Consider the following 11,237-nt stretch of genomic DNA (forward strand, 5'->3'; position numbering starts at 1 on the left):
CGTGTGCGGGGGAAGTCTGCTCAGCGCTCTGCACATCGATGGCGCGCGACAGCACCACTTTCTCGAGTTGCCCCTCGCTGAACTGCTGCAACGCTGCCCGCACTGCCCCCTGATAGTGGGCGGAGCCGGTCACTTCGCTCACCTCGCCATGGAGCTGGCAACAGCGGGCGGGCAACATCGCATCTCTTGCGACCCATTGCGATTGCGCCGGGATCACCAGATGCCAGGGGGATTGGGTATCAAACGGGATGGCGCCGATGGCGATGGGATTGGCCATCCCCTGCTGGCGCAACTGACGCAGATGGGCGAGCAGCTTCTCCGGTGGGATGCCGGTAAAACTGTCGTGGATACCGGAAGCGACCAGTACCCTGTCACCGCAGGCAAAACAGCACACTTTATCCAGCCCGACCGCTGTGGCGGGCCACTCTCCTTCCAGTGCATGGTCACACATGACGGTGCTACTCCTTGGAATGAATCACTGCCTGACACGACTTAAGGTGAGTCATTTGACTCACCAGATATCAGGGTGAACGGCATCCTAACAAGGAGCGAAAAAGCGATCAATACAAATGATAATCAATTTCATTAACTTCTTTTTAGTCAAAAGAGGGTGACGAACGAAACTGAATTTCGCCGATAAAAAAGAGTTGCGATCGGAGCAAATTCAACTCGATAATGATAACGCTTATCATTTGAATGTTATGGAAGATGTAAATAATGAAATCCTCAACCTCCCGTTTTATTGCTCCCAGCCTGCTGGCCACTACCATCGTCACCCTGCTGACCCAGCAAGCGATCGCCGCCAGCAACGCCCCTCAAGCCGATGAGGTGATCACCGTCACCACCACGGCGCACAATACCCGCTCGGCACCGGCCTCTATCTCTGTCATCACCGCAGAACAGATCGCAGCCGCACCGGTCAATGACCTTGCCGACCTGCTGCGCCACGAAGTGGGCATTCAGGCAGAAGCTGACACCAATGGCCGCAGCGATATCGGCATTCGCGGCATGTCGGGCAAATACACGCTAGTGCTGGTGGATGGCAAACGCCTCTCCTCCTCCAATGCCCTATGGCGCGGCGGCAACTTCGACAACACTCCGGTTCCCCTTGGCATGATCCAGCGGGTCGAGGTGATCCGTGGCCCCATGTCGGCACTTTACGGCTCCGATGCCATCGGTGGTGTCATCAACATCATCACCAAGCAGCCGGGCAAAACCTGGCAAGGGGCGGCCGATGCCGACTTCAAAGCCATCGAGGGCAAGGATGGCGGCGATCAGCACAGAACCAACCTGGGCTTTACCGGCCCGCTGACCGACAACCTGCTGATCCGGATGAACGGCGAGGTGTATGACCGTCAAGCCTGGACCCCCACCGAAGCTGCTGACGGCATCCCCCTTATCGAAGCCAAACAGACCCGCAACTTCGCCTCTACCCTGAGCTGGCTGGTAGATGAGCAGCAGCGCTTCGAGCTGGATTACCTCTACAACCAGGATGAGCGGCCTCTCGATATCTTCCGCAAAACCGGCAACAAGCTGCACAGCCGCCAGCAGCAAAACGCTCGCAACCTGTTTGGTCTGACCCACAAGGGGAACTGGAGCTGGGGTGACACCACCGTCATGGCCAACTACGAGACCTCCCAGATCGACGACTTCAACACCAGCTACTCAGCCCCACAGCAGCGGGAGCTGGAAGAGAACACCTTGACCCTCAAGGGCTATACCAACCTGGCGCTGGCCAACCACTACCTGACCCTGGGTGGCGAATATCTGGATCGGGAGCTGGTGGATGCGGTGAGCTACAAGGATATCGGCGGCAAAGAGAGTCACTCCCAAGAGGCGCTGTTTGCTCAGGATGAAATTGGCCTGACCGACAGCCTGACCTTCACGCTGGGCGGCCGTTACGATCATCACGAGATCTACGGCAGCCACTTCACCCCGCGCGGCTATCTGGTCTATGAGATGAACGATGTGGTGACCGTCAAGGGCGGGGTCAGCCAGGCCTTCAAGGCACCGGCACCGCACCAGTACTCCAACGGCTACAGCATCGAGAGCTGCGGCGGCAGCTGCCGCATCTATGGCAGCGACAAGGTCAAACCGGAAACCAGCACCAACTACGAGCTGGGTGTCATCGCAGGAGAAGGGATCTGGGAGACCAGCGCCACCCTGTTCTACTCCGACATCGACGACATGCTCACCTTCAAGCAGTTGCCGAACTCCACTGACCGCACTTGGTACAACCTGGAGAAAGCCACTACCAAGGGGCTGGAACTGACCGGCAAGCTCGATCTGACCGACGATATCAACCTCGGCGCCAACTACACCTACCTCAAGGCTGAAGGCGATCAGGGCCAGGCTCTGCCCGAGCGGCCTGAGCACAAGGCCAACGCCAAGATCACCTGGCAGGCCACCGAGCGGGTCAATGCCTTTGTCGGCACCACCTACACCGGCACCCAGTTTGCCGAGCAGACCGTCAACAAGGTTGTCGTACTGCACAAGCTGCCCAGCTATCAGACCTTCGATCTCGGCACCGGCTTCAAGGTCACCGAGAACTTTGACCTGCGACTGGGGATCACCAACCTGACCGACGTGCGCCTGCAAGAGAAAGACACCCTCTTCCAGAACGTCGAACCGGGTCGCAGCTACTACGTCAGCGGCTCAGCCCGCTTCTAAAGTAGCCAAGGCCGATATAACAGAGCGCGGGCCCATGCCCGCGCTCTGTTAACCAAGAGAATAAGGGGAAGATCCCCACTGGACAGCAAAGAGCATGCAGATTTCCATTTTCATCAGGATCGCTCATGTTCACCTCACTTCTGAATGCTTCACCCCTTGCTACCCTGCCCACCCCTGACGAAATGTTGCAGGCCAGATCCTGTCCGGCACGGCTCGCTCGCCAGATCGCTCGCAGCCGCCAGCAAGCCCGCCATATTCTGCAGGGAGAGGATGATCGCCTGCTGCTGGTGATCGGCCCCTGCTCCATTCACGATCCGGCAGCCGCCCGCGACTATGGTGGCCGGCTCGCTGAACTGCAGGGCCAATACGGGGAGCAGCTGCAACTGGTGATGCGCACCTATTTCGAAAAGCCGCGCACGACGCTCGGCTGGAAAGGATTTATCTTCGATCCCGATCTCGATGGCAGCGATCGACTGGAAAAAGGGCTGTGCCTGGCCAGGGAGTTACTGCTGGCCCTTGGACAGGATGGGCTCGCCTGTGCCACCGAATTTCTCGATCTCACCAGCATGCTCTATCTGGGGGATCTCATCAGCTGGGGGGCCATCGGTGCCCGCACCACCGAATCCCAGCTCCACCGCCAACTGGCCTCGGCCCTTCCCTGCCCCATCGGTTTTAAAAACGGTACCGACGGCAATATCCGGATCGCAGTCGAGGCGATCCTCGCCAGCCGGGCGGCCCACCTCTATACCCAGCCTTCCGGTGATGGCCAGCTGGCACTGGTGCGCAGCCATGGCAACCCCGACTGCCACCTGATCCTGCGAGGTGGCCGCCAGCCCAACTATCAGAGCAATCATGTGACAGAGGCTGGCGAGCTGCTGCGCCAGCACCATCTCTCCCCTCGCCTGATGGTTGATTGCAGCCACGGCAACAGCCAGAAACAACATGCCCGCCAGCTGCTGGTTGCCCGTGACATTGCCGACCAACTGGGCGCAGGTAGCCATGCCATCGCCGCCATCATGGTGGAAAGTTTTATCTGCGAAGGGCATCAGGATATCGGCAGCAAACCGCTGCGCTACGGCCAGTCGATCACCGATAGCTGCATCGGCTGGGAACAGACAAGGCAACTGCTCGATCTGGTAGCAGAAGGGGTTGAGGCGCGCCGTCAGCAGCGGATCGCCCTCGCGGGATAAATAGCGGATTATTCAGATAACGCAGAAAACAGTGTGGCCCCGATGGGGCCACCTTGTTGTTCGCTGTCTGACGCACGTCAGGCGACTGACTCACGTTCCACCAGCTGGGCTTCAAACTTGAGCGCCAAGCCGTCCACCGGCTTGTGATCGAGCAGACGCAGCGCCAGCTCGGCGGCGCGGCTGCCCATCTCCTCGATGGGGTAGCGCACCGTGGTGAGCTTGGGATAGATGTAGCGGGCGTAGGGGATATCGTCGAACCCCACCACCGATACCTGCTGCGGGATCTTGTAACCCCGCTCCAGCAGGCAAGAGATCGCCCCCGCCACCATACCGTCGTTGAAACCGAGCACGGCAGTGAACTCGACGCCACAGGCCAGCAGTTCACTCATCGCCACATAGCCGCCATTTTCGTCGGCATAGGCGCGGCTGACGAGAGCAGGATCAAAGGCGATCCCGGCTCTGGCCAGGGTCTGGGTGTAACCGGCCATCCGCTGCTGACCATCGACAAACTCTTCATCATCGGAGGTGATAAAGGCGATGTTGCGATGACCGGCATCCAGCAAGTGCTGGCACGCGGTGGTGATCCCCGCCTGGTTATCGAGCCAGACGCAGCGATCTTCGGCGCCCGGCACCTGACGGTTGATGAAAACGATGGGGGTAGAGCCTGCCGCCAGCTCGCTCAGCTCCTCGTCCGGGAGCGCCTTGCTGTGGAGGATCAGCGCATCGCACTGGCGCTGCAGCAGCGCCTGAATGGCATGACGCTCGCGCGCGATATCGTGGTTGCCAGACATGACGATGGTGAACTTGTTGGCCTGATCGACCATGGTTTCGATGCCACGCATCATCTGGGCAAAGAAGGGGCCGCCGCAGAGGTCGCCAACCAGCACGCCAATGCAGTTGGAACGCTTGCTGACCAGTGCCTGGGCAAAACTGTTGGGTCGAAAATTCAGTTCCTTCATGGCCGCCAGTACGGCCTCACGCTTTTCTGGTGCTACCTGTGCCGTGTTGTTGATAACCCGCGACACGGTGGAGATAGACACATTTGCCAGCTGAGAAACGTCTTTAATCGTTGCCACTATCCATTCCTTTATTGTGGGGGAACCTGTCGGTGCCTACGCCCGAGTATACCCTGCGGCCTGATGCAATTCCCGGAGCCAGGTCACCAGGCATGTTTCCTTTGGTAACAAAACCTTACCCGATGATACCCGGCAGCAGGGAAATTTGAAAACAGGGGCCGGCTGGCGGCCCCCGACTCAATAGGCGTGATTGAGCTCCCGCTCTGACATGAAGCGCAGCGGCTGCTGCAGCTTGTGCTGATAAATGAGATCGAACGACAACACGTTTTGCACGTAGTTGCGGGTCTCCTTGTAGGGGATGCTCTCGACCCACACGTCCATCGGCTTGTTGTCACTCTGCTCTCGCCAGCGTTTTACCCGTCCCGGCCCGGCATTGTAGGCGGCCGCCGCCAGGATCCGGTTGCCGTCATAAACATCCAGCAAGCGCTTGAGATAGGCGCTCCCCAGACGAATATTCATCGTCGGATCAAACAGTTGCTGCTCGTTGCGATAGGGCACCCCCAGCTTGCCTGCGGTCTCTTTGGCGGTGGCCGGCATCAGCTGCATCAGGCCGCGCGCCCCCACCGGCGACTGGGCCAGCGGATAGAGGGCACTCTCCTGACGGGAGATGGCATAGAGCAAACTGGTGTTCATGGTGCGCTCTTGCGCCATCTGGGAGAAGGTGCGTTTGAGCGGCAGCGGGAAGCGCAGGTCGAGGGCATCCCACGCTTCGGCGCGAATGCTGGCGAGAATGGCCAGCTCGTGCCAGCCCTGATTGAGGGCGATATGACCAAACTCGATGCGCTGGGCCACCGGATTGCGATCCATGTTGTGGATCCACTCCGAACGGGCCGCTGCAATTTCGTTCATCGACAATAGCTCGCGCACCCGCAACAGGAAGGGCCAGCGCTGGCTGGCCGTGCGCCAGTCCGGTACATGCTTGACGCTCTGGTTCTTGATGCGATAAGGCACGCCGGTGCGCTGGGCTGCCATAAAGCCGTAGAAACCGCGCAGGTTGGCTGTCTCCAGATAGAGATCCCGCGCCGGTTTTTGCTGCCCCTGCACTTCAAGGGAGCGCGCCATCCAGTAGCGCCAGCGATCCTCTTTCTGACGGGCCATCGGCATCATCTTCACCCAGCCGGAGAGGCCACGCCAATCCTGCTCCCAGATGGCCAGTCGTGCCCGCAGCTCGGTGATATCGGGATCCGCCAGTTTTTTCACCGTGCTGTCGACCCAACTGCGCTGGGCTATGGAGCGATCCAGCAGCAGGCGGCGGGCAATGGCACGCTCTACCGGTTTCACCTCGGCCTGGGTCAGGCCGAAACGGCTGCGAAACAGCGCAAGCTGGCGCAGCACCGACTCCGGCTCCTGATTGGCATAGCGGGTCAAGCCGAGGGAAAGCAGCTTGCGGGAATAGGGATTGCTGCTGAAATAGGCCGGGTTCATCGCCTTGGCTGGCTGCTCGAACAGGGTCACCATCTGATCGCCATAGCTCTGCAAGCCGCTACCCAGGGTCGCGCCAAGGTGGCGGATCAGATTGGGGTTTTCCGCCTCGAACGCCAGCGTCATCCGCTGCCAGATCTTCTCCTGGGTACGCTGACCGGATCCCTGCCACAGCTGGAATAGCGGGGAGCAGGCATCGGGACGGGATTGGCCGCTCATCCAGATCTTGCCAGCCCCCTGCAACGCCTCTTTCGGCTTGCCGGTGTAATAGAGCGCCTGATAGTGCATGCAGAGCAGATCGGTGGAGCTCGGCTTGGCCGGATAGAAGCGCAGGAACTGCGACCACTGCTGGCTCTGGGCCAGATAGGTCAGATAACTGCGCTCCAGCCGGTTGGACTGGGGGGTATCCCCATGCTGGCGGATAAAGCGGGTCACATCGTTGTAATCCGCCGCCCCTGGACGAAAGGCGAGCTGATAGTAATCGAGATAAGGGAGCAGGGGGTAATGGGTCAAACGGGCACGAATTTGCTGGAAACGGGCCTGATCATTGGCCCGTACGGCGTCATACGCCTGACGGTAGAGTGTCTGGTCGGCAGTCTGCGCCATCAGGGTCGGCACAAACAGCGCCGACAAAACAATTCCCCATACAGCTTTCACTGAACATCTCCATTAAGGGCAATACACCGCCCGGTGGCGGTGGGTCTACTGCCTCTCATTCTACCCGTTGCCGGGCAGCGCTACAGCGGGGAGCAGGGACTATTTTTCTGCCTCACTCAGCTGTATTTCGCGCAGTTGTTCCGGTCTGGTCAGCCGCTGTACATATTTCTCCAGATAGGGCACCGGCAGCGGCTTGGAGGCGAGATAGCCCTGATAGAAACTGCACCCCTGCGCCTTGAGAAACTCCAGTTGCTGACGGGACTCCACCCCTTCCGCCGTGACGTTGAACCCCATATGTCGCGCCATGGCGATCACCGCCTCGACGATGGCCATGTTGTCGCCATCCTTGGGGATGTCCTGAATGAAGGAGCGGTCGATCTTGAGCTCATCGGCAGGCAGCCGCTTGAGGTAGCTCAGAGAGGAGTAACCGGCGCCAAAATCGTCGATGGCAAAGCTGATGCCGAGCTCCTTGAGCTCGGTCATCTTGCTGATGGTGTCCTCGGCATGACCCAGCACCACGGATTCGGTGATCTCCAGATTGAGGCAGGCCGGATCCATGCCAGTTTGCGCCAACACATCGTGGATCCGCTCGACAAAGTCGGTGGCATGGAACTGCTTGGCACTGACGTTGACCGAGATCTGCGGAATATGGATGCCGTTCTCCTCCCACAGCACATACTGGGCGCACGCCTCGTGCAGCACCCAGTTGCCGATATCGACAATCAGGTCCGTCTCCTCGGCAATGGGAATAAACTCGGCCGGTGAGACCAGCGAGCGACCGGCCGGCTGCCAGCGAATGAGCGCCTCGACACCGATAATATCGCCGCCATCGACCATATGCTGGGGCTGATAATAGAGGGTCAGCTCTTGCTGGCTGAGGGCGTTACGCAATTCGTTGTGAATGAGCAGACGGCGATCCGCCTGCTGCTGCATCGAGGCATCGAAGAAGCGACGGGTCTTGCGGCCAGCGGACTTGGCCTGATACATGGCGGTATCCGCCTGCTTGAGCAGATCATCGACCCCCTGCTCCCGATCCGGAAACAGGGTAATGCCGACACTGGCGCCGATGTGCAGCACCTGCCCCACATAAGTATAAGGAGCGGCAATCTCGGTGATAAGCCGTTCGGCAATGATATCGGCCTGCATCTCCGCCTGGGGCGGGCTGGCCGAGAGCGATGGCAGCAGCAGTACAAACTCGTCACCACCGAGGCGGGCCAGGCAATCTCCTTGCCGCACCAACCGTTTGAGACGGGCGGCGACCTCCTTGAGCAGCCAGTCACCGGTAGCGTGGCCGAGGGAGTCGTTGATGGTCTTGAAGTGATCGAGATCGATAAAGAGCAGGGCGCCAATCAAGCCATCGCGGGCCGCCTCGTTGAAGGTCTGCACCAGAGTCTCGTGGAGTTGACGGCGATTGGGCAATCCGGTCAGCTCGTCGTAATAGGCGAGATCCTGAATGCGTCGCTCGGCCGCCTTGCGCTCGGAGATATCCTCAAAACAGATGACAAAGTGGCTGATCACCCCTTTTTCATCCTGCACCGGTGTCACTATCTCCCACTGGGGATAGGTGTGACCATCGACATGGCGACGCTGGGTCTCCCCCTGCCAACGGCTGAGGGTATTGAGCTCGTAGCCGAGCCCCCCCAGATTGGGCCAGAGATCCTCTTCCAGATGCAGGCCCAGCACCGACTGGCTGTCAAAGCCGGTGATCTGGCTGAAGGCGTTGTTGACCCGCAGGATCTTGAACCCCGGATCCGTAATGATGATCCCTTCGTGGGTCTCGAATGCAACGGCAGAGAGGCGCATCTGGGCATCGGATTGCAGACGCTCCAGCTCGGCCACCATCCGTACCGAGAAGGTATTGAGCACCGAGGTGAGATTGCTGGTATCTGCCGGGGCCGAATAGAGCAGCGCCAGATGGCCCAGAAGTTGGCCTCTGGCATCAAACAGCGGCTGACCATAATAAGTCTGCCCGGCCGCCAGCCAGGGTTGATACTCCTGCGACTCGTCGATCACCTCGAAACAGATGGCCCCCTGCTTGTAGAGCTCCTGACAGGGGGAGCCCGCCAGCGGATAGTCCTTCTGCGCCAGCCCGTCGGCGGCCAGCACTTTGACCCGGTCGGCACCGCACAACTCCCCCACCCAGACCGCATCCACCTTGAGAATATGAGCCAGCTGGCTGACCAGGGTATTGAAGAAATCGAGCCCGGTGCGGGCAGAGAGCGCCTGCGCCAACTGGGTGAGCAGGGTGGTTTGCAGCAACGGCAAAGAGAGGTTGAGAGAGGATACTGCACTGTTAGCGGTATCAAGAGGGGCCAGCCAGCCACAGCAGATCTGCTGGGTGGGCACAAACTGGCCGCTCCAGAGCACATGGTTGAGCTGCCCCTGATCATCTTTCAGATGACCGATGAACTGTTCAGGCAGATGTGATTCATGAAGCCGGACGAGAAAGTCGGCAAAGCCTGCCTCATCTTCCGGTAACAGGCGAGCGGCCCAGGGATGATTGCCCTCCCCTTGCCACTGCTGGTAGGCCCCCTGATCAGAGAGACTCCACTGATCATGTTGCCGATCGAAAAACCACATGACTTGCGTGGCCTGCTGCTTCATTTACCACTCCAACACAACAACCAACCACGTTTGATGTCCAATCAGGCATAGCAACGCCCCCTGCATCCGCTCATCAGATCAGAGGTTGCGAGGGAAGAGTACAAACATGCGATATCAAGCAGTGGAAACCGGACATGAGGTCGACACGAAGTGCTGCCAAGAAGGGACAGAAACGATCCTATTCCCGTCATACTGCCTGCCAGTTTCATGGAGCTCAAGCTGTTTTTGGCACGAAACCGGAAAAGATCACAATTTATAAGTTGCTGAATAGCCAAGGGAAGGTTATGTGACATGGATCACATTTCAATCTTTACCAATGAGTAATCTGAAGGTGAAGACACAAGCAAGACGACCCGAAGGGGGCCAATATGAAAATCGAAATTACCAGCAAAATCATCGACATCACCCCGGCTATCCGCGAGCGCATCGAATCCCGTTTTGAAAAGCTCGAACGTCTTCAGGTGCCTCTCATCACACCTCATGTGATTGTTTCCAAAGAGCGTCTGATGTTCACTGTCGAAGCCAGTGCTGGCATCCCCAACGGCAAACTGTTTGCCCAGGCAGAGCATGAGGATCTCTACGCCGCCATCAACGAACTGGGGCAAAAACTGGAGCGCCAACTCAACCGTCACACCGAAAAGCCGATTGCCCGTCGTGCCAATGCCGCACTCAAAGAGCAGCCGCAACCGGATGAAGCTGACGCTTGATAGCATGCTGCAAGGCTAAAAATTCCAAAGAGCATAAAGGCGGGGTTACCCGCCTTTTTGTTGCCTGTGATTTACCCCACAAGCGTTGCGTTACGTCAGGGAACAGGCGCCATCAACTGAGCCAGTGCAACCGGGTATCCACCCCCTGTTGCAAACGATCGAGGATCGGCAGCAATACCAGCGGATCCTCCTGGCGTGGCATATCGGCCAGCTTTCCTTGCAACCGCTCCCGCGCCAGCGGTGACAGGTTGTCGTAGACAGCCTCATCCATCAGCGGCTGTTTGACCGCCAGCGGCGGTGTTTGCAGCGCCAGCCAGAGCCGTACATCCACCATGCTTCCCCCTTGCTGCAACCGCTCATTGATGGCACTGCAGTCACTCCCCGCCCCTTCAGCCACCAGCACCTCTGCCGGTCTCAGCGCAAAGTGCAGACGCCAGTCACGGCTCTGGGGAGTGGCCGCCGGTTTGGCATCAAACCAGGGCTGCTCCTCCACCGCGTCGGTCAGCAGGGCCAGATGCAACCGAAAATCAGCGCGATCGCCATGCTGCAGGTCACGGTTGAGGCGCTGCCCCAACTGGCCCTCATCGACGAGCAGGTGATTACGGATTGAACTGGGCAGCATGAGATAACTCTCGAAAATGGCGATTTCACTGGTTATCGGCCACAAATCCAATTCTTTTAATGGAAAAATCCTGCTTGGGGGTTCACAAAACCGGAAGATCTGTTAGTATGCGCCTCGCACTTGTGGAGGGGTTCCCGAGCGGCCAAAGGGATCAGACTGTAAATCTGACGGCTCTGCCTTCGAAGGTTCGAATCCTTCTCCCTCCACCATTTCAAGTGCCACAAGTTGAAAGCAATACCCCGTGGAGGGGTTCCCGAGCGGCCAAAGGGATCAGACTGTAAATCTGACG

Annotated in this window: 7 protein-coding genes, 1 tRNA gene and 1 pseudogene; 4 read left to right on the top strand and 5 right to left on the bottom strand. The window is 58.8% G+C overall.

Features of this window, described 5'->3' with window-relative positions; genetic code table 11:
• Nucleotides 1-451, bottom strand: a pseudogene (locus AACS18_RS23505) (isochorismate synthase); the annotation flags it as partial.
• Between the two features lie 266 nt (nt 452-717).
• Between AACS18_RS23505 and AACS18_RS14000 the strand changes: the two are divergent.
• Both AACS18_RS14000 and AACS18_RS14005 read left to right on the top strand, forming a co-directional pair.
• A complete protein-coding gene (locus AACS18_RS14000) occupies nt 718-2,670 on the top strand; it encodes a TonB-dependent receptor domain-containing protein (protein ID WP_108614413.1) in 1,953 nt (650 codons plus the stop codon).
• Nucleotides 2,671-2,795: 125 nt separating this feature from the next.
• Nucleotides 2,796-3,860, top strand: a complete 1,065-nt coding sequence (locus AACS18_RS14005) for a 3-deoxy-7-phosphoheptulonate synthase (RefSeq protein WP_108614414.1) — start codon at nt 2,796-2,798, stop codon at nt 3,858-3,860.
• A 77-nt stretch (nt 3,861-3,937) separates the two neighbouring features.
• Here the strand turns inward: AACS18_RS14005 and AACS18_RS14010 are convergent, their stop codons facing one another.
• From AACS18_RS14010 to AACS18_RS14020, 3 genes are all read right to left on the bottom strand, one after another.
• On the bottom strand, nt 3,938-4,936 hold the full coding sequence (locus AACS18_RS14010) for a LacI family DNA-binding transcriptional regulator (RefSeq protein ID WP_101529482.1): 999 nt from the start codon (nt 4,934-4,936) through the stop codon (nt 3,938-3,940).
• A gap of 177 nt (nt 4,937-5,113) precedes the next feature.
• Nucleotides 5,114-7,015 (bottom strand): transglycosylase SLT domain-containing protein, encoded by a 1,902-nt coding sequence (locus tag AACS18_RS14015; protein ID WP_108614415.1) that lies wholly within the window; start codon nt 7,013-7,015, stop codon nt 5,114-5,116.
• Between the two features lie 99 nt (nt 7,016-7,114).
• Nucleotides 7,115-9,619, bottom strand: a complete 2,505-nt coding sequence (locus tag AACS18_RS14020) for a putative bifunctional diguanylate cyclase/phosphodiesterase (RefSeq protein ID WP_108614416.1) — start codon at nt 9,617-9,619, stop codon at nt 7,115-7,117.
• A 368-nt stretch (nt 9,620-9,987) separates the two neighbouring features.
• On the opposite strand from AACS18_RS14020, the gene hpf reads away from it, so the two are divergent.
• Nucleotides 9,988-10,326, top strand: a complete 339-nt coding sequence (hpf, locus tag AACS18_RS14025) for a ribosome hibernation-promoting factor, HPF/YfiA family (protein WP_005334257.1) — start codon at nt 9,988-9,990, stop codon at nt 10,324-10,326.
• A gap of 112 nt (nt 10,327-10,438) precedes the next feature.
• On the opposite strand, the gene AACS18_RS14030 is transcribed toward hpf, so the two are convergent.
• The gene (locus AACS18_RS14030; RefSeq protein ID WP_026035126.1) at nt 10,439-10,948 is read right to left on the bottom strand and encodes a VC2046/SO_2500 family protein; all 510 of its coding nucleotides are present in this window, start codon (nt 10,946-10,948) and stop codon (nt 10,439-10,441) included.
• Nucleotides 10,949-11,072: 124 nt separating this feature from the next.
• On the opposite strand from AACS18_RS14030, the gene AACS18_RS14035 reads away from it, so the two are divergent.
• A tRNA-Tyr gene (locus AACS18_RS14035) sits at nt 11,073-11,157 on the top strand.
• Nucleotides 11,158-11,237 lie beyond the last annotated feature (80 nt).

It is taken from the genome of Aeromonas sp. HMWF015, assembly GCF_963878965.1.
Taxonomy (GTDB): Bacteria; Pseudomonadota; Gammaproteobacteria; order Enterobacterales; family Aeromonadaceae; genus Aeromonas; species Aeromonas veronii.

Bases quoted from the DNA above. Each gene is read 5' to 3' on its own strand.
- AACS18_RS14000 (WP_108614413.1), top strand. From the start codon at position 718: ATGAAATCCTCAACCTCCCGTTTTATTGCTCCCAGCCTGCTGGCCACT.
- AACS18_RS14020 (WP_108614416.1), bottom strand. From the start codon at position 9,619: ATGAAGCAGCAGGCCACGCAAGTCATGTGGTTTTTCGATCGGCAACAT.
- AACS18_RS14030 (WP_026035126.1), bottom strand. From the start codon at position 10,948: ATGCTGCCCAGTTCAATCCGTAATCACCTGCTCGTCGATGAGGGCCAG.
- hpf (WP_005334257.1), top strand. From the start codon at position 9,988: ATGAAAATCGAAATTACCAGCAAAATCATCGACATCACCCCGGCTATC.
- AACS18_RS14005 (WP_108614414.1), top strand. From the start codon at position 2,796: ATGTTCACCTCACTTCTGAATGCTTCACCCCTTGCTACCCTGCCCACC.